Genomic DNA, 17,450 nt, shown 5'->3' on the forward strand with positions numbered 1-17,450 from the left:
CATGTTCCTCTGGTGCCACCAGCGTCGCGGCATTTGTATCGGGCAGTCGCCGAGGCAGATGGCGCAGTGGGCCAGATGGAGGTCCATTTCGAGGGTCCGACGACTGGGCGGCGAGGCCCGGCACGACAGGGGTTGCCGAGCAGGTCACCGGAACGACACTGTTCCTGTGGAACGTGAGCCGCAGCGGCGCCGGATGACCGAGGTCTATCCGCGCTGGACCGAGCGCGGCATCGGTGACGATGAGGCCGCCCGTTGGGTGCGATTGCTACGCGCGTGGGTGCTGACCTCGGTGGTGGATGTCCTCGGAGAACGTGCGACGTCGCCTTGGATGGATTGGGCGCTGGTGTCTGGCTGCCTTCTCGATGTGGATCATGAGGAGGCGCGTCAGGCGCGAGGCTGGCTGGATTCCGGGATACCGGTGGAGCGTGCGGAGCACTACCTACCTGGGGGGCTGACCCTTGGGGAGGCGGAGGAGGTCGAGCGCAGCGGGGGCTATAGTGCCGACTCCCTCGACGTCCTCGCGGCGCTGAGGCGGAGTGTCGGCGAGTTCGAGCCAGCCTGAATAAGGCACCGCTGCCGCAGTCCAATGGCAACTTATGGTCCGTCACTGAGAAATCCCCATAAGTTCGCGACAGCACAGTGGAGGTGGTCTAGGTCGGGACCTACGGCCTCCGCGCCCCCTACATCGAGAGCGGACGGCTGGGTGCACCAAGTGACGGCCACCCATCGTCGGAGGCGGACTGAGGCCCTTGACGTCGGGCGCCTGGAAGCACAACCTTGAACTCGGATCATTGCGCCAGCGCGTCGACGGTGGCGGAATCGGAGCCGCATGACCCCTGGAGACCCCTCGCCGCCGCCCCGGCGGCGTCACGCCCCAGCAGAACAGCCTCAGGCCGTCGTCCGGGCTTACCTCGTGCTGACTCCAACGTCCCTAGAAGACAGCAGTCCCGACCGCATCCCTCAAGCCATGCCCGCTGGCATACGTCGGGTGCGGCTGTGTACGCGGTGCAGGCGCCGATTCACCTGGGCGAACCGTCAGTCTCGAACCCGGATCAGTGGGGACGGGGGAACGACCAGCGGTGTCGGACGCTGCCAACCAGATAGGGGCACTTCTAGAGCGATCGCTCACCCAATGGCAGGTCGCCCGACGCAGCGAGCGGGGGATCGCGGAAGCGTTGGCGTCGGTGGACGAGATCACGTCGCAAGCCGCCATGCGAGGTCTCGTGGCCCATGAGCAAGCATAGCGCCACCTCACCGAAACGTTGGGCGCTTGGTCGAGCGCCGAGGTCGCGGCCGTCGTCGGCAACACCGATATCGACGCAGATGAGTGGACCGCCGCTGAGGCGCGAGAAGGGAACCTGCTTACCGTCCAACGCGCGAACCGATGTGTCTATCCCGGATACCAGTTCCATCCCAGGACGGGGCAGCCGTCCCCGGCCATGGCCGCGATCTTGAACGAGTTCCGATCCGCTCAGTGGGACGACGACTCCATCGCCCTGTGGTTCACCTCGGCGCAGGGCGCTTCCGACGGAGCCTTACCCGCCGATATCCTTCACACCCAGCCGGGAAGAGTGCTCAAGGCGGTAAGGGTCACCGCCCCTCGGGTGAGGCTGGCGGCGATCATCCCGCAAGCCACGGCGACTGGCCGGGGGCGCTTTGCCGCTCCCGATAGCGCTTCTGACGTACGCATCTGGGTGAGCGGAGCAGCCCAGAGCACTGGCCACTTATCGTGAGCGGGGGACTCGCAAACCCGTGCCGCGTTGTCGATTCGTCTTGTTTCGGTTCCTGTGCGCAGGTGTTCGCGGTCGGGTTGCGGCACACTCGGCACATGGTTCCGCTGCAGTTGTTCGGCATCATTTCTAGCCTGACCGGCCTTGTCGGCGCAGGAGCCCCTCGCCGCACCTTCGTTGGCTTCGACGTCGCACGGTACGGTGTCAGCCCGGCCGCCTACGCGGCGTATACCGCCACGGTCTGTTCGGCCGCAGATGAGTTCTCACCGCTGAACTTCAATCGCGAGCGTCCGGACATGACGGAGCCCGCAGTCACGAGGCTGCTCCTTACTGACCTGCATGCCCTTGGATGCCGCCTTCAGCACCCTTCGTACTTCCAGAACGTAAGCGTTGCCGACGCAATCGGTTGGCTGTGCGCCACCCGAACCGACCCAGATGACAAAGACAGCCGGGAACAGGCCCTGGAGACGGCCTTCGTCATGTCGCATTACCGCGACGTTCCATTGGGGTGGGCGTACTTTGCCGCCGGGGTCGAGCCCAGCGAAACCACCTCCATCGATATGCCAAGGGCCTTCGTGGTGGCTGCTCTGAGAGGGATCTTCCTCCCGCCCATCCCATGTGCGGATGGTGGGACGCTCCTCGCGGAGGGGGGATGAATCTTGTCCGGAGTGCTGATCGACTTGCTGGGGCTGACATCGGGTGGTTGCAGCCTCGGTGCTGGGACGTGGGCTGGTGCTAGGTGAGCCAAGGCCGGTCGTAGAGGCCTTTCAGGCGGCGAAAGTGGCGTAGCCAGCATTAGCCCCTGGGGCCGGTCCCCACATGGCTACTCAATGACGGTGGAGGCGTGCCGAAAGTGTGGTGAGCCAGCCGATCGCCCCAAGGGCCGGATGCGCGGCGCAGATGGATCCGGCAATTGGATCTTCACGAGGACTCGTCAACTGTCCGCAGGAGACTTCACCGTCAGACCGAGCCGATCAGAATTGTGTTCATGTGTCCACAATTCTGTACACGGCCCACTCGGGCTCCCGAAACCCAGAAGGCGTGGCAATCCTAGGCCTGTGCCGTAGCCGCGGCAACGAATCGCAGCACAGACCAGACGAGCGCAGCAACGGCACCTTCCCGGCGCCTCCCGCGGAGACGCCTGTTCCCGAGCGGCATATCGCCTGACGACGTCGGGCCGAGCGCATCACCGCAGCGCTCGGCCCGATGCCGATGTCTCCAAGGTAATGCTGACTGGCAGATCACATCCGCGCGGCCACGTGGCCCTGCGACGAACCGGCGCGACGCTTGCGAGTACATAAACGATAGGTACGTCCGCGACGTCACCCGCGAGGGCCATGCATGCGTCGTGGCGTCAGTCGCCAGGGGCCGTTGGTCCTATGGTTCGGGAATGAACGCACGACCCGCGTCGTCCGTGATGGACCTTTCGCAACTGTCGACACCGCAATTATTGGAGACCTACGGCCGGGTCCTCGCTGAGTTGCGCTACGGCCGCGGCGTCTTGCGGACAAACAACCCTCCGGCTGGGGACTATGCCGAGTGGTTGATGTGGAAATCGCTGGGTGGGGTCCTCGCGGACAACTCGGCGAAGTCCTTCGACATCGATCACCCAGAGCACGGCCTGATACAGGTGAAGGCTCGTGTCGTTTCCGACAAGCCGACGGCAGGTCAGCAACAAACATCCCCGTTTCGGTCGTGGGCCTTCGACCAAGCCGGGCTCGTCCTGTTCGACCCGTACTACGTTGTTCGGCGCGCCGTCCTTCTCCCGCGGGAGGTGGTCGAACCGCTCGGGACGTGGCGACAGCACGTGCGCGGGTGGACCCTGTCGATGAGCGGGGTGCTCATGGGTCACGAAGCGGCCACCGACGTCACGCCTCGTCTACGAGCAGTTGCCGCTCGCACCGAGGCGTGACAGGGACACTCCAGGCGTAGGCCGTCCGTGTCTAAGCCAGTTGGGGCTTGGCTCTTCCCGGCTGTGCGTTTCGGTGCGTAGATGTCGTCGACGCCGAGAAAGGCGGAAACGGACCATCGTCAGGGCTGATTGAGGTCGCTGTCGAGGTCTTGTGCGTCATCTTCAATGACATCGACCGTCAGGATGTCGATTGCATCGATCACCGAGCGGATTTGCGTGAAGATGTCCTCCTCGGCTGTGCCCTGTTCGGCGCCCAGGGGTACAGCCAATGGGATGAGGGCGTCGACGGACGAGGCGCGGGTGTGATGGGCAATCCCGGCCGCAGCCAGTGCCTGGGATGTCAGCGCCAACTCTTGTGTTGTCTTGAGGGCTATCTGTGCCCATACCGGCCCAGGACCGTAGAGGTCCCACCACTTCATCCAAATGCCCACCCAAATGGATTTGCCCGAGGGTGTGCTGATGTGGCGACCAAAACCGCCGTCGGCGGTGCCGTTACGGATCTTTGCCGAGGACGCGCGAGCGGACGCTGATCGGACGGTCTCCGTGAGCGCGTCCAGTTGGCGACCCACACGCTGGGGCAGGTCATCAGGTGCAAGCGGCACCCATCCCGCGCGAGAGCGCCACTGGACAAGGCCGCGGAGTTGACCGAGTTCGGCCTGTCCGGGCGCGTCCCCGTGCTTCACGACGGCTGCCTCAATTCGCGTCAGTAGCGACTCCCATGACATGACGGCAAGGGTGTGGGCCGTCGCGCCAAGGGGCATGGACGCTATCCCCGCATCGCGTGAGGCATCCGACCAGATGGCGCGTTCTTCGCCGCCTCCGAGAGCGACCGAGATGACCGTCCACACGTTACGCATCCGGTCTTGAGGCACAAGGAATACGAGCGCACCGACCGTCTCCTTCGCGAGTTTGTTGACGTAGGCGCCGCTCATCTGTGCCGGTGTGAGTTCCGCATCAAACTTGGCCTCAAGCACCATGCGCGTTCCACCGGGGTCAGATGCCACTAGATCGGGCCTGCCCTCCGTCTCGGCGGTGATTTCCTGACCGGTGAACATGAGTTCGCTCGCTGAGGTGCCTGGGCAGAGTTCAACGAGAAGATCTGCCATGGCCGAGGCTGCGCCGGTGGACGTTGAGCACAGGTGGACGAGGGCGTCGGTCGCCACTGGCTCGGGAGCCAAGTGCCGCGTCGCGACGATGGTCGCTAGCAGGTTGGTCATCGCTGGATCGTGGCACAGAAGGTTTCTCCGGGAGTGACGTTCGCGCACTGGTGGGTTCATTACTCTGCGCACGACCCGGTGGGATGGTTCGTACCGATCAGCCGGATCGCGAACTTTCACGGGACGAGCAGCCACTGGCAGCAGTGGTGGCAGGATTCACCGGTATGAGCAAACTGCCTAGTGGCACGATGCAGTACGGCGACTGGCACGTCTCGGTCTCCGAGCCTGAGCCGTTCAATCCCCGCCGGTTCCGACACAACCTCCCTGATACGGCAGGGCAGGCCGTGGGCTACACGCCGCAGGGTGTAGTCGCTGGAAAGGTGAACTTCGAGATCTCAGGCAATCGGCTTTCCTTGGCCAACATGGACTTCGGGCCGGAGGGAGCGGGAAACGAGACTGGTGAGGACAACACGGGCCACGGCTTGGGCACGGCGATCCTCGATGCCCTTGAGGAGATGTTCCCTGATCTTCAGTTCGCCGAGTTGGGTGGTTCGCACACTGCTGCAGGCGTGATGTTCATGGAGAACCGTGCGCTCTCGGGCAAGCGCCGTATCCATGCGTTTGACTGCCCCGGCGGGCAGGCGGACGACGTGTGCACTTGCGAGGTCAGGCCCGGCCGAGACCATGCGGAGCGTGTCGCGAAATTGAGAGCAGAGCGTGATTCAGAGCGTTCGGGCCCAGCCTGACAGTGGTGTCGGGAGCGGGAAGACGCTCGCGTGCACGGGGGGCCAGCCCACGTCCCTTGGAGGGGCTCAGGTGGATCGTTGAGGCGTGCCCCAATTGCGTCCTGGTGGATTCGACCAACAAGACGACTCGTGACCGTGGCGTTGCCGTTCTGGATCGGCGAGGGCGCATCCCGTCAACGCCCGGCAGACATGCTGATGCATACCGGTTCTGACCTGCAGAGATGACCGTTCACGCTGGTGAGAGTTAAAAGTGGAACCCCCAGAGGCCCGCGCGGGCACGTGGCCCGCTCGACCGCAGACGATACCGGGCGGCTCTGAGCAGGGTGCCCGCTCGGTCAGCCCAGGAGCTCGAGGGTGGCGGGATCCTCGCGTCCCTCGAAGTACGTGTCGAGCACGCCGGCGAAGAGGCCGCGGTCGAGCTCCACCTCGGCCGCCCGCCCGAACAGGGTCATCGACGAGCGCAGCTTCATCGCGTCGATGCTGCCGAACACCATCACCGCATCGGACATCGGCAGCTCGAGCAGCACCTCGCAGCACTCCCGCAACCGTTGTCCGAGAACGGGATCCGCCAGGTACGCACGCGCCTCCGCGAGGTCGGACACGGCATACCGCTGCGCCATCTGGCTCCGACCGAGACCGGCGACCTGCGGGAAGACGAACCACATCCAATGACTCGTCTTGCGCCCACGACGGAGCTCACCGAGCGCCGCGGCATACCCGCCGTTGGCGTCCTGCGCCTCGACGAACCGGCTCAGTCCCACGGGACCCAGCCCGGCAGGTGCGCGGCGCGAGAGGTGAACTCAGGCGCTCGCTTCTCCTTGAACGCGGCCACCCCTTCCTTCCCGTCACCGATGCTCGTCACCCACATCGCCAACGAGTCGACGCGGTGAGCATCGAGGGGATGGGGCTGGGCAGAGTTGCGCCACATCATCTGCCGGGTGAGGGCCGTAGCGACGCGCGAACGACCGGCCACGAAACGACGCGCAAGCTCGTATGCCGTGTCCAACAACGCTTCCGGCTCCACCACCGAGCGGACCAGGCCACCGTCCAGGGCCTCGGCGGGGGAGAGGATCTCGGCGGCATAGGTCCATTCGAGCGCTCGCGAGACACCCACCAACCGCGGCAGGAACCACGACGAGCAGGCCTCGGGCACGATGCCGAGACGACCGAAGACGAAGCCGATCCGGGCCGACGTCGACGCCAGCCGCACGTCCATCGGCAGCGTCATCGTCGCGCCGATGCCGACGGCCGGTCCGTTGATGGCGGCGATGACCGGCTTGGTGCAGTCATAGATCGCCAGCGCCACGCGACCACCGGTGTCCCGCACGCCGTCGGCGATCTCCGTCGAGTCGAGCCGCTCCCGCAGGTCCGCCAACGTCGGCGAGAGCGACTCGTCGAGCCCGAAGACGTTGCCCTCGCGCGACAGGTCCATCCCGGCACAGAACGCCCGACCCGACCCGGTCACGACGACCGCCGCCACCGAGTCGTCGCCGTTGACCCGCCGGAAGGCGTGCTCGAGCTCAGCGGCCATCGTCACGGTGAAGGCGTTGAGGGCCTCGGGACGGTTCAGGGTCAGGGTGAGGATGCCGTCGTCCGACAGCTCCCAGAGCAGGGTCTCGTAGGTCCGGTCGGCGGCGACGTCAGTCATGCGACCAACGTACGGGTGCAGGATGGTCTGGTGACAGACAGCGGCCGCGACGTCCCCAGGCGTCCCATCCAGTTCGGTCCCGACGCCCTCGAGGCAAGGGGCGCCAGCCAGCCCGGCCCGGCCGAGATCACCGAGGCCGCGCACCAGACCGCGGCCGTGCTCGTCGGCACGGGCCGGGCCGTCCACGACCCCGAGGTCACGGCTCGCCTCGTCGCGCTCGTCGACGACCTCGGGCTCTCGACCGTCGCCGACCTGTGGGCCGCTCGCCCGGCACGCAGCCTCCCGGGCACCCTCTGGCGCCTCTATGCCCTGCGGGAGTGGGTACGTCGCCAGCCCGTCGAGGCGAGCCGTGAGTATGCCGCGGGAGTGCGTTTCACGGACGTCGCCCACGCGGTGGCCGGGATGGCGGAGCCGCCGGGGCCGGACGAGGTCAGGGCCCTGGCCGACGAGATCCTCACCGGCGTCTTCGCCGGCGACCTCGCCGTCGCCCTGGAACGGGCCGCTGCCTTCGCGTCGGTCATCGCCGCAGGTCGCGCCGAGCTCGCCCACGACCGCGACGCCACCAACCCTGCACTGGCCGGCGCCCTCACGACCAGCGCCGCGGCGATGCAACGCACGGGCGACGACCTGGTCGCCAGCGCCAGGCTCTGGCGAGCCGGGGAGCTCGACTGAGCCCTGCGGCATACCTGCTTCGAACCGGGGAACACATCGAGACCGCAGCGGCGTTAGGCTTGTCGGGTGGTGCCGGACCGCGGCAGCCCCGGGTCCCAATTTGAGCCGCTACGAGCGGCCTCGCGCCGTGAGGCGCTCCCGGTCCGGCATCACGCTATTCCCACCAATCTGCTGGTCAAACGCAGGGTGAACGGCTGATGACGCCCGGCTGGCTGAGAGGCCTTAGCCTTGTCACCGACACCTGCACCTCGAGCCGAACGGATCGACTCTCGTGGGCTTCAGCCTCACTCCCAAGGACGACGGTTTCTATGAGCTCTTCTCCCAGTCCGCCAAGCACCTCGTGGAGGGCGCGGCAGAGCTGACCGCCATCCTCGGTGCGGAGACGCAGGCAGAGCGCGAGACCATCGCGGCCCGCATGAGCGAGGTGGAGACCTCTGCCGACGAGGCCACCCACGAGCTCATCCGCAAGGTCAACAGCTCGTTCATCACGCCGTTCGACCGTGAGGACATCCACGGCCTTGCGAGCGCGCTCGACGACTGCGTCGACCACATGGAGGCCGCTGCCGACCTCGTGGCCCTCTATCGCATCGACGACCTCCCGAAGGGCGTCACCAAGCAGGTCGAGATCCTCTCGCGCATGGCCGATCTCACCGTCGACGCGATGCCGCGGCTGCGCTCGATGAAGGACCTCAGCACCTACTGGATCGAGATCAACCGTCTCGAGAACTCCGCTGACAAGGCCTACCGCCGCATGCTGGCCAAGCTCTTCAACGCCGAGGGTGCCGACGCCCTCACCGTGATGAAGCACAAGGAGCTCATCGACGAGCTCGAGGCCGCAGCCGACGCGTTCGAGACGGTGGCCCACAAGGTCGAGAGCATCGCCGTCAAGGAGTCCTGACCGCTGTGGACAGCTGGATCCCGGTGGCCCTTGTCGTCGCGCTGGCGATGGGCTTCAACTACACCAACGGCTTCCACGACGCCGCCAACGCCATCGCGACGTCGGTGTCGACCCGCGCCCTCACCCCTCGCATCGCTCTGGGGATGGCGGCGATCGCCAACCTCTTCGGCGCCTTCTTCGGCACCAAGGTCGCTGCCACGATCGGCAGCGGGATCATCGAGGCCCCCGACGGCACGGTGGGCCTGACGATCTGCGCCGCCGCGCTCATCGGTGCCATCACCTGGAACCTGCTGACCTGGTGGTTCGGGTTGCCCTCGTCGTCGTCCCACGCCCTCATCGGCGGTCTCGGTGGTGCGGCCATCGCGGCATCGACGACCGTCTACTGGACGGCTGTGTTCCAGAAGGTCATCCTCCCGATGATCGCCTCACCCCTCGTCGGTCTGGTCGTGGGATTCCTCGTCATGACGGCTCTCCTGTGGATCTTCCGCCACGGGCACCCGGGCAGGGTCAACCGCGGCTTCCGCTACGCGCAGACCGTGTCGGCCGCTGCCATGGCCTTCGGGCACGGCATGCAGGACGCCGCCAAGACCGCGGGCGTCGTCGTGCTCGCGCTCACGGTGGGCGGCTTCCACAACAACGACGACCAGTCGATCCCGCTGTGGGTCCTCATCGCCAGCGCTCTGGTGATCTCGGCCGGGACGTATGCCGGTGGCTGGCGGATCATGCGCACCCTCGGCCGTCGGATCATCCACCTCGACCCGCCGCAGGGCTTCGCGGCGGAGACCACTGCGGCTGCCGTGCTCTACGTGGCCACCGCGACGGGCGCCCCGATCTCCACGACCCACGCCATCACCTCGGCGATCATGGGTGTCGGATCCACCAAGTCGATCAAGGCGGTGCGCTGGGGAGTGGCCAAGAACATCGTCGGGGCGTGGGTCTTCACCTTCCCCGGCGCCGGCATCGTGGCTGCGGTGACCTACCTGCTGCTCGAGCTCATCATCGGCCTCTGACCGGGCTCGAGGCGACCACCTCCTGGTGAGGCGTCCACCTCCACCTGCGTCCCTCGCGCAGAGCTGGTCGTCTCGTGACGCCACGAGGCCGCCCCAGGCCCGGAGACAGCGGAGCACGCCGTGCCCCTCCTGCCGCACGGCGTGCTCTGGTCCGGCCCTGCCGGTGTGAGTCGGCTCAGCCGAAGCGCCCCGAGATGTAGTCCTCGGTGGCCTTCTGGGTCGGGTTGCTGAAGATCTTCTGGGTGCCGTCGACCTCGACCAGCCGGCCCGGCTGACCGGTCGCCTTGAGGTTGAAGAAGGCGGTCTGGTCGGAGACCCGGGCCGCCTGCTGCATGTTGTGCGTGACGATGACGACGGTGTACTGCGACTTGAGCTCGTTGATGAGGTCCTCGATGGCGAGCGTGGAGATCGGGTCGAGGGCCGAGCACGGCTCGTCCATGAGCAGCACCTGCGGGTCCACCGCGATGGCCCGCGCGATGCACAGTCGCTGCTGCTGACCACCGGAGAGACCGGCGCCCGGCTTGTCGAGGCGATCCTTGACCTCGTTCCAGAGGTTCGCGGCCTTGAGCGACCTCTCGACGACCTCGCCGAGCTCCTTCTTGTTCTTGACGCCGTTGAGCTTGAGCCCGGCGGCGACGTTGTCGCGGATCGACATCGTCGGGAAGGGGTTGGGGCGCTGGAAGACCATGCCGACCGTGCGTCGAACTGCCACCGGGTCCATCGAGGACGCATACAGGTCCTGGTCGTCGAGCGTCACCTTGCCGTCGACCCGGCCTCCGGGGATCACCTCGTGCATCCGGTTGAGCGTGCGGAGCACCGTCGACTTGCCACACCCGGACGGGCCGATGAAGGCCGTCACGGAGCGCGGCTCCACGGTGAGGGTGACCCCCTCGACGGCCTTGAAGTCGCCGTAGTAGATGTCGAGGTCCTTGACGTCGATGCGCTTGGCCATGAGTGGTGTCGTTTCTCTCTGGGTTCAGAAGTTCAGAAGGTATGCCGTGTGCGCGGCGTGGTCAGTTCCGCACCTTGCTGAACCGGCCGATGAACCGGCCGGCGATGTTCAGCAGGAAGACGAGCAGGATGAGCGTGAGGGCGGCACCCCAGGTGCGGTTGACGGCGGCCGGGAGGCTCTCGCCGTAGGTCTGGAAGATCATCGACGGCAGCGTCGGCATGAGCCCGTCGAAGAGGTTCGTGGCGATGACCGCGGTGTAGGGCCCGAGGATGATGAGCGGCGCCGTCTCACCCATGACGCGGGCGAGGCCGAGGAGGACGCCGGTGACGATGCCGGAGAACGACGTGGGGATGACGATCTTCATGATCGTCTTCCACTTCGGCACGCCGAGGGCGTAGGACGCCTCGCGCAGCTCGTTGGGGACGAGCTTGAGCATCTCCTCCGTCGAGCGGACGACGGTCGGGATCATGAGCATCGTCAGGGCGAGGCACACGGCGAAGCCGACGCGCTGGAAGCCGAATGTCACCACCCAGAGGGCGTAGATGAACAGCGCAGCGACGATCGATGGGATGCCGGTGAGGATGTCGACCATGAACGACACGGTCCTGGCGAGTCGACCCCGGCCGTACTCGACCAGGTAGATCGCGGTCAGGACGCCGATCGGCACCGAGATTAGGGCCGTGACGCCTGCCTGGATGAGCGTGCCCTGGATGGCGTGGACGGCGCCGCCACCTTCGCGCCGAGAAGTGATGCCCGCCTGTGAGTTCGTCCACCAGCTGGGGTCGAGCACGGTCTGGCCGCCCTTGACGAGGGTGGCGCCGAGAATCCAGATCAGGGGGATGAGGGCGACGATGAACGCGGCCCACATGAGGCCCCGGGCGAGCTGGTCCTTGAAGGCGCGTGCTCCGGACTTGCCTCCGAAGTTGTCGTCGACACGGGTGGCGGGCAGCGAGGACTCGTCGACGTTGGTGAGGGTGCTCATTCGCTGAAGGCCTTCCGACGTTCGATGACGACCCGAGCGGCCGCGTTGACGATGAAGGTGAGGATGAAGAGGACCAGGCCGGCGGCGATGTAGGCGCCGGTCTTCTGGGCGGAGTCGAACTCCCCGGCGTCGTTGGCGATGCGGGAGGCAAAAGTCTCACCACCACCGAAGATCGAGAACGAGAACGAGTCCGAGGTGTTGAGGGCCGAGAGGAGCAGCGTCACGGCCAGGGTCTCACCCAGGGCGCGACCCAGGCCGAGCATCGCGGCCGAGATGACGCCCGGCTTGCCGAAGGGGAGCACCGCGGTGCGGATCATCTCCCACTTCGTGGCGCCGAGGGCGAGAGCTCCCTCCTTGTGGGTGGTCGGCACCTGCGCGAAGACCTCACGGGAGATGGCCGTGACGATCGGCAGGATCATGATCGCAAGGATGATGCCGGCGAAGGCGAGGGTGCTCTTCGCGCTGATGCCCTCTTCGGTGAAGAACGGGATCCAACCGAGGGCTCCGGTGAGGAAGTCGGCGACGGGCTGGAAGTAGTCGCCGGCGATCTTGAGCCCCCAGAACCCGTAGACGATGGAGGGGACGGCGGCCAGCAGGTCCACGAGCGCCGCAGCCGGTTTGCTCAGCCAGTCCGGTGCGTACTGCGTGATGAAGAGGGCCACGGCGACACCCAGAGGCACCGCGATGAGCATGGCGATGATCGAGGTGATGATCGTCGCCCAGAGCAGGTCGACGATGCCGAAGCGTGGATCGGTCCCGCTGGCCACCCACTCACGCGAGGTGAGGAAGTTCGAGTTGTTGTTGAGCAGCGACGGCACGGCCTGGACGACGAGGAAGACCCCGACGAGGGTGACGAGCACGACGATGAAGATGCCGGAACCGGTGGCGAGGCCACCGAAGATGCGGTCCCCGAGCCGACCGGTGCCGGCCCGGTCGCCCTCGAGTGGCGGCCGGCCGTCCTCGCCGGGGAGCTCGTCGATCGCGCTGTGCCCGGTGATCGATGACACGTGGTCGAGTCCTCTCAGGAACTGTGGGAAGGGGGCTGAGGGGGCGGGGCCGGTCCGGCCCCGCCCCCTCAGTTCACCAGACGATCAGCTCGTCCGGGTAGGGCTCGATCAGGAGATCGCGTCGATCGACGTGGCGACCTTGGTCTGGACGTCAGCGGGGAGCGGCGCGTAGCCGATCTCCTCGATCGCCTTCTGTGCTTCCTCGGAGGCGAAGTACTTGAGGAAGGCCTTGATGTTCTTCTGCTTCGCGGCGTCCTTGCCCTTGGAGCAGACGATCTCGTAGGTCACGAGGTTGATCGGGTAGGCCCCGGCCTCCTTCGTGGCGTAGTCGAGCTTGAGGGCGAGGTCGTTGCCCGTGCCCGTCTGCTTCGCGGTGGCGATCGCCTTGCCCACGGTCTCGGAGGTGAGCTCGACGGCGCCTGCGCCGTTGTCGATCTGGGCGACACCGAGGTCGTTGTCCTTGGCGTAGCTCCACTCGACGTAGGTGATGCCACCGTCGGTGCTCTTGACGCCCTCGGCGACACCAGCCGACTTGGCCTTGCCCTCGCCCTTGCCGTCCCAGGTCTTGGCGGGCTCGCCCGGCCAGTTCGCCTCAGCGGCGGCCTTGAGGTACTTGGTGAAGTTCTCGGTCGTGCCAGACTCGTCCGAGCGGAAGAACGGCTTGATCGCCGTGGCCGGGAGCTCGACACCCGAGTTGATCGCAGCGATCTTGGGGTCGTCCCACTTGGTGATCTTGCCCATGAAGATGTCACCGGCGACGGCTGGCGTCAGGGTGAGCTTGTCGACGCCCTCGAGGTTGTAGGCGACGGCGATGGGGCCGGTGACGAGCGGGATGTTCCAGGCCGGCGAGCCGCACGCGGTCTCGGCTTCCTTGGCCTCGATCTTGCCGTCCTTCGGCTCGGTCTTCAGCGCCGAGTCGGAGCCGGCGAAGTCGACCTGGCCGCCGATGAACTGCTTGATGCCCGCGCCGGAGCCGGACGGGTTGTAGTTCACGGTGGCGCCGGAGCACTTCTCGCTGAACTTGGCGCCGACCTCCTCGAAGGCGTTCTTCTGGGCGGAGGAGCCTTCTGCGTTGAGGGTGCCTTCGAAGCAGTCCTCGGTGCTGGCGGAGCCGGACGACGACGCGGTGCTGTCGCCGCTGCCGGCGTCTGCGCTGGCGTTGTTGTCGGAACCGCAACCGGCGAGGGCAATCGAACCGACGAGGGCGAGAGACGCCATCGCGCCGAGACGCTGAATCTTCACTGTGTGTACCTCTCACAAGGAATCTGGGGGAGCCGGGCAGCTGCGACGTTGTGGCCCGACACTGCGAAGGTAGGGACGGCTCATGACGCGATGGCCCGTGCCCGGTGAACGCGGCGTGAACGCTGCTCGGCCATTGTCTTGCGGGTTGTTCAAGTGAGAGTCAGGTCACTTGATTCTTCAAGCAGTGGGGTGGCGCTCCAGGGCGACGACCCGGGCGTCCGCGCCGGCTCCGGCCACGTGGCAGACGAGCGCCTCGCCCTTGTCGAGGTTGTGGTCGCGAGCCTCGACGAAGCGCTCGAGCATCTCGACCGAGCCGTCGCCGACGAGCTCGAGGCGAGGGCTGATGGCATCCAGCACCGAGCCCATGACGGGCCCGTGCGAGCACAGCGCGGTCGGCTCACCACGCTCGAGGGCGCGCTCGACGTGCTGCTCGGCCTTGTCCGGATCCGCCTCGTGTCCCTCCTCGGACAGCCCTTTCTTGGGTCGGGGCGCGATCCCGGCCCACACGGCATACGGGGAGATCGTGTCGACACAACGCAGGGACGGTGACGTGAGGATGCGGGAGATCCCGTATGCCGCGAGCACCGGGATGAGCGCGTCGGCACGTTCGCGTCCGCGCGCCTCTAGGGGGCGCTGCCGGTCGTCGCCCTTCCAGTCGGACCGTCCCAGAGCCTTGGCGTGGCGGACGACGGCGAGGGGCCAGGTGTCGAGAGCCGCCTCGGTGTGGGCTCGCACGAGCGCACGCAGCTGCTCACGGTCGTGGGCGTAGTCGAGGCGGACGTTGGCCTCGGTGACGTCCAGCCACTCGACGGCGTCGATCTCGTTCTCGAGCCGGCCGTGACCCCCCGTGACGGTCGACGCCCAGTAGCGGACGATCTTGTCGCCGGGCACTCCCGCCTTGGTCAGCAGGAGGTAGTGGGCCTCGGGCAGCGGTCGGCCGAGGCGGACCGTGAGGCCGGTCTCCTCGAGCGTCTCGCGGGCCGCTGCGACGATCCAGTCCTCACCGGTGTCGAGCTTGCCCTTGGGCCAGGACCAGTCGTCATAGCGGGGTCGGTGGACGAGGGCGACCTCGAGCACGCCGTCACGCACCCGCCACGGCAGCGTTCCGGCCGCGGGGATGACCTGGGTTCGGGCCTGCGCGGTCAGCGCCGTCGCGCCTTGCGTCGACGCTTCGCGTGCATCTCGATGAGAACCGCCTGCACGTCCTCGAGAGGCTCGCCGTCCGCACCCACGTGGCGCCGGTTCCACCGGCCGTCACTCTGGAGGCTCCAGTGCGAGTAGTCGCCACTCATGCCCTTGCTCATGAGCGAGGCGAGGTCGTGGAGGTGGCGCGGGTCGGACAGGCGCACGAGGCACTCGACCCGGCGGTCGAGGTTGCGGTGCATCATGTCGGCGCTTCCGATCCAGGCCTCCGCGTCGTCGCCGGTGCCGAAGAGGAAGACGCGGGAGTGCTCGAGGAAGCGGCCGAGGATCGAGTGGACGGTGATGGTCTCCGACAGCCCCTTGACGCCGGGGCGCAGCGACGAGATGCCCCGCACCCAGACGTCGATCTTCACGCCGGCCTGCGAGGCGCGGTAGAGCGCGTCGATGATCTGCTCGTCGACGATGGAGTTGAGCTTGAACCCGATGTAGCCGGACCCCGAGCTCGCGCGCTCGCTCTCGATCTGTGAGTCGATGCGCTCGAGCAGCCCGGTGCGCACCGACCGGGGCGCCACCATGAGCCGCTTGAACTTGCTTCGCGGGGCGATGCCCGAGAGCTGGTTGAAGAGGCGCGACAGATCCTCGCCGACCTGCGGGTCGCAGGTGAGCAGGCCGAAGTCCTCATAGAGGCGGGCCGTCTTGGGGTTGTAGTTGCCGGTGCCGACGTGGCAGTAGCGGCGCAGCCCGTCCTCCTCCTGCCGGACGACGAGGCTGAGCTTGCAGTGGGTCTTGAGGCCGACGATGCCGTAGACGACGTGCACGCCGGCACGCTCCAGCTTGCGGGCCCAGGAGATGTTGTTCTGCTCGTCGAAGCGGGCCTTGATCTCGACGACGGCCAGCACCTGCTTGCCGCTGTCGGCCGCGTCGATGAGGGCGTCGATGATCGGGGAGTCGCCACTCGTGCGGTAGAGCGTCTGCTTGATCGCGAGGACGTTGGGGTCCGCGGCCGCCTGCTCGATGAACGCCTGCACGGACGTCGCGAACGAGTCGTAGGGGTGCTGCAGCAGGACGTCCTGCTTGCGGATGCTCGCGAAGATGTCGCGGGCCTTGGCGCTCTCGGTCGGTGCGAGGTCGCTGTTGGTGCGCGACACGAACGCCGGGTAGTGCAGGTCGGAGCGCTCGAGGTCGGCGATGATGTTGAGCCCGCGCAGGTCCAGGGGAGCGGGCAGGCGGTAGACCTCCTGGCTCGAGACCCCGAGCTCGCGCACGAGCAGGTCCATGACGTGGTCGTCCATGTCACGGTCGACCTCGAGGCGGACGGGCGGACCGAAGCGGCGCCGGGTCAGCTCCTTCTCGAGCGCGGCGAGGAGGTTCTCGGCGTCGTCCTCCTCGACCTCGAGGTCCTCGTTGCGGGTGACCCGGAAGGTGTAGTGCTCGTGCACCTCCATGCCGGGGAAGAGCTGGTCGAGGTGGGCGGACATGACGTCCTCGAGCGGCACGAACCTGACGTCGTAGATGTCACCGGCGGCGCCGGTCTCACCGACCCGCAGCAGCCGGGGGAGGAGCGGCGGCACCTTGACCCTGGCGAAGTGCTCCTTGCCGGTCTTGGGGTTGATGAGCAGGACCGCGAGGTTGAGCGAGAGCCCGGAGATGTAGGGGAACGGGTGGGCCGGGTCGACGGCGAGCGGGGTGAGCACAGGGAAGACGCGATCGGTGAACATCTGGCCGAGCTCGGCCTGCTCGTCCTCGGACAGCTCGTCCCAGCGCACGACCTGGATGCCCTCGTTCTCGAGGGCCGGCTGCACGAGGTCGTCATAGACCCGTGCCTGCAGGTCGAGGAGCTCGTGGGCGACCGCCGAGATCTGCTCGAGGACCTCGCGGGGCTCCAGGCCCGAGGCCGAACGGACGGCGAGGCCGGTGGCGATGCGGCGCTTGAGACCCGCGACGCGCACCATGAAGAACTCGTCGAGGTTGGACGTGAAGATCGCGAGGAACCTGGCCCGCTCGAGCAGCGGCACGTTGTCGTCGGCCGCGAGCTGGAGGACCCGCTCGTTGAACTGGAGCCAGGAGATCTCGCGGTCGAGGAACCGGTCGGCAGGCAGGCCGTCGTCCTCGACGTCGGTCCTGGCGAAGCGGCCGTTGGAGGCGCGCGGCTGGACCGCACGTGCCTCGGTCGCGGAGGCGCTCGCGATCGACACCTCGGCGACGAAGCTCGCGTCCGCCGCGGCCGCAGCGGCAGTGTGCGTGGCCGCGGTCGTGCCGTCGGCGACTGACTCGAGGGCACGCTCGGCGTCGGTGGAGGGGCTCGTCGACGTCGTCATGTGCTCATGGTGTCAGGTTCAGGTGAACGCCAG

Annotated in this window: 16 protein-coding genes; 7 read left to right on the forward strand and 9 right to left on the reverse strand. The window is 67.0% G+C overall.

Going from position 1 to position 17,450, the window contains the following annotated elements; all coding sequences use genetic code 11:
* Nucleotides 1-193: 193 nt before the first annotated feature.
* The 3 genes from ACFQW8_RS10625 to ACFQW8_RS10635 all read left to right on the forward strand — a co-directional run bounded on the left by ACFQW8_RS10625 (nucleotide 194) and on the right by ACFQW8_RS10635 (nucleotide 3,642).
* On the forward strand, nucleotides 194-562 hold the full coding sequence (locus ACFQW8_RS10625; RefSeq protein ID WP_380087172.1) for a hypothetical protein: 369 nt from the start codon (nucleotides 194-196) through the stop codon (nucleotides 560-562).
* A gap of 1,266 nt (nucleotides 563-1,828) precedes the next feature.
* Nucleotides 1,829-2,386 carry a hypothetical protein gene (locus tag ACFQW8_RS10630; protein ID WP_380087174.1) on the forward strand — a complete coding sequence of 186 codons (558 nt, stop codon included), beginning with the start codon at nucleotides 1,829-1,831 and terminating at the stop codon, nucleotides 2,384-2,386.
* Nucleotides 2,387-3,120: 734 nt separating this feature from the next.
* The gene (locus tag ACFQW8_RS10635; protein WP_380087175.1) at nucleotides 3,121-3,642 is read left to right on the forward strand and encodes a hypothetical protein; all 522 of its coding nucleotides are present in this window, start codon (nucleotides 3,121-3,123) and stop codon (nucleotides 3,640-3,642) included.
* Nucleotides 3,643-3,761: 119 nt separating this feature from the next.
* On the opposite strand, the gene ACFQW8_RS10640 is transcribed toward ACFQW8_RS10635, so the two are convergent.
* Nucleotides 3,762-4,859: a hypothetical protein gene (locus ACFQW8_RS10640; protein ID WP_380087177.1), complete on the reverse strand. Its 1,098-nt coding sequence runs from the start codon at nucleotides 4,857-4,859 to the stop codon at nucleotides 3,762-3,764.
* A 164-nt stretch (nucleotides 4,860-5,023) separates the two neighbouring features.
* On the opposite strand from ACFQW8_RS10640, the gene ACFQW8_RS10645 reads away from it, so the two are divergent.
* Complete coding sequence (locus ACFQW8_RS10645) at nucleotides 5,024-5,545, forward strand: hypothetical protein (RefSeq protein WP_380087179.1); 522 nt, start codon at nucleotides 5,024-5,026, stop codon at nucleotides 5,543-5,545.
* Between the two features lie 335 nt (nucleotides 5,546-5,880).
* Here ACFQW8_RS10645 and ACFQW8_RS10650 read toward each other — a convergent pair whose 3' ends face one another.
* Complete coding sequence (locus ACFQW8_RS10650; protein WP_380087180.1) at nucleotides 5,881-6,306, reverse strand: DUF1810 domain-containing protein; 426 nt, start codon at nucleotides 6,304-6,306, stop codon at nucleotides 5,881-5,883.
* Nucleotides 6,297-7,193: a crotonase/enoyl-CoA hydratase family protein gene (locus ACFQW8_RS10655; protein ID WP_380087181.1), complete on the reverse strand. Its 897-nt coding sequence runs from the start codon at nucleotides 7,191-7,193 to the stop codon at nucleotides 6,297-6,299. Before ACFQW8_RS10655 ends, ACFQW8_RS10650 begins: the two co-directional genes overlap by 10 nt.
* Nucleotides 7,194-7,223: 30 nt before the next feature.
* Between ACFQW8_RS10655 and ACFQW8_RS10660 the strand changes: the two genes are divergently transcribed.
* The 3 genes from ACFQW8_RS10660 (at nucleotide 7,224) to ACFQW8_RS10670 (ending at nucleotide 9,773) form a co-directional block, all read left to right on the forward strand.
* The gene (locus ACFQW8_RS10660) at nucleotides 7,224-7,865 is read left to right on the forward strand and encodes a hypothetical protein (protein ID WP_380087182.1); all 642 of its coding nucleotides are present in this window, start codon (nucleotides 7,224-7,226) and stop codon (nucleotides 7,863-7,865) included.
* 271 nt (nucleotides 7,866-8,136) lie between these two features.
* Complete coding sequence (locus ACFQW8_RS10665; protein WP_380087183.1) at nucleotides 8,137-8,763, forward strand: DUF47 domain-containing protein; 627 nt, start codon at nucleotides 8,137-8,139, stop codon at nucleotides 8,761-8,763.
* A 5-nt stretch (nucleotides 8,764-8,768) separates the two neighbouring features.
* The gene (locus ACFQW8_RS10670) at nucleotides 8,769-9,773 is read left to right on the forward strand and encodes an inorganic phosphate transporter (protein WP_380087185.1); all 1,005 of its coding nucleotides are present in this window, start codon (nucleotides 8,769-8,771) and stop codon (nucleotides 9,771-9,773) included.
* Between the two features lie 175 nt (nucleotides 9,774-9,948).
* On the opposite strand, the gene pstB is transcribed toward ACFQW8_RS10670, so the two are convergent.
* The 6 genes from pstB to ACFQW8_RS10700 all read right to left on the reverse strand — a co-directional run bounded on the left by pstB (nucleotide 9,949) and on the right by ACFQW8_RS10700 (nucleotide 17,417).
* The gene (pstB, locus tag ACFQW8_RS10675; protein ID WP_380087187.1) at nucleotides 9,949-10,725 is read right to left on the reverse strand and encodes a phosphate ABC transporter ATP-binding protein PstB; all 777 of its coding nucleotides are present in this window, start codon (nucleotides 10,723-10,725) and stop codon (nucleotides 9,949-9,951) included.
* A 61-nt stretch (nucleotides 10,726-10,786) separates the two neighbouring features.
* Nucleotides 10,787-11,707: a phosphate ABC transporter permease PstA gene (gene pstA / locus ACFQW8_RS10680; protein WP_380087188.1), complete on the reverse strand. Its 921-nt coding sequence runs from the start codon at nucleotides 11,705-11,707 to the stop codon at nucleotides 10,787-10,789.
* Complete coding sequence (gene pstC, locus ACFQW8_RS10685) at nucleotides 11,704-12,714, reverse strand: phosphate ABC transporter permease subunit PstC (RefSeq protein ID WP_380087190.1); 1,011 nt, start codon at nucleotides 12,712-12,714, stop codon at nucleotides 11,704-11,706. The genes pstA and pstC overlap by 4 nt, the downstream gene beginning before the upstream one ends.
* Before the next feature lie 108 nt (nucleotides 12,715-12,822).
* Nucleotides 12,823-13,956 (reverse strand): phosphate ABC transporter substrate-binding protein PstS, encoded by a 1,134-nt coding sequence (gene pstS / locus ACFQW8_RS10690; RefSeq protein WP_380087192.1) that lies wholly within the window; start codon nucleotides 13,954-13,956, stop codon nucleotides 12,823-12,825.
* Between the two features lie 177 nt (nucleotides 13,957-14,133).
* Nucleotides 14,134-15,045, reverse strand: a complete 912-nt coding sequence (locus tag ACFQW8_RS10695) for an NUDIX hydrolase (protein ID WP_380087194.1) — start codon at nucleotides 15,043-15,045, stop codon at nucleotides 14,134-14,136.
* A 53-nt stretch (nucleotides 15,046-15,098) separates the two neighbouring features.
* On the reverse strand, nucleotides 15,099-17,417 hold the full coding sequence (locus ACFQW8_RS10700) for an RNA degradosome polyphosphate kinase (RefSeq protein WP_380087196.1): 2,319 nt from the start codon (nucleotides 17,415-17,417) through the stop codon (nucleotides 15,099-15,101).
* Nucleotides 17,418-17,450 lie beyond the last annotated feature (33 nt).

Source organism: Knoellia altitudinis (assembly GCF_042666355.1).
GTDB classification, from domain to species: Bacteria; Actinomycetota; Actinomycetes; order Actinomycetales; family Dermatophilaceae; genus Knoellia; species Knoellia altitudinis.

Excerpts from the sequence above, each read along its gene's own strand:
- ACFQW8_RS10625 (WP_380087172.1), top strand. The coding sequence starts at position 194 with ATGACCGAGGTCTATCCGCGCTGGACCGAGCGCGGCATCGGTGACGAT.
- ACFQW8_RS10630 (WP_380087174.1), top strand. The coding sequence starts at position 1,829 with ATGGTTCCGCTGCAGTTGTTCGGCATCATTTCTAGCCTGACCGGCCTT.
- ACFQW8_RS10635 (WP_380087175.1), top strand. The coding sequence starts at position 3,121 with ATGAACGCACGACCCGCGTCGTCCGTGATGGACCTTTCGCAACTGTCG.
- ACFQW8_RS10640 (WP_380087177.1), bottom strand. The coding sequence starts at position 4,859 with ATGACCAACCTGCTAGCGACCATCGTCGCGACGCGGCACTTGGCTCCC.
- ACFQW8_RS10645 (WP_380087179.1), top strand. The coding sequence starts at position 5,024 with ATGAGCAAACTGCCTAGTGGCACGATGCAGTACGGCGACTGGCACGTC.
- ACFQW8_RS10655 (WP_380087181.1), bottom strand. The coding sequence starts at position 7,193 with ATGACTGACGTCGCCGCCGACCGGACCTACGAGACCCTGCTCTGGGAG.
- pstB (WP_380087187.1), bottom strand. The coding sequence starts at position 10,725 with ATGGCCAAGCGCATCGACGTCAAGGACCTCGACATCTACTACGGCGAC.
- pstA (WP_380087188.1), bottom strand. The coding sequence starts at position 11,707 with ATGAGCACCCTCACCAACGTCGACGAGTCCTCGCTGCCCGCCACCCGT.
- ACFQW8_RS10700 (WP_380087196.1), bottom strand. The coding sequence starts at position 17,417 with ATGACGACGTCGACGAGCCCCTCCACCGACGCCGAGCGTGCCCTCGAG.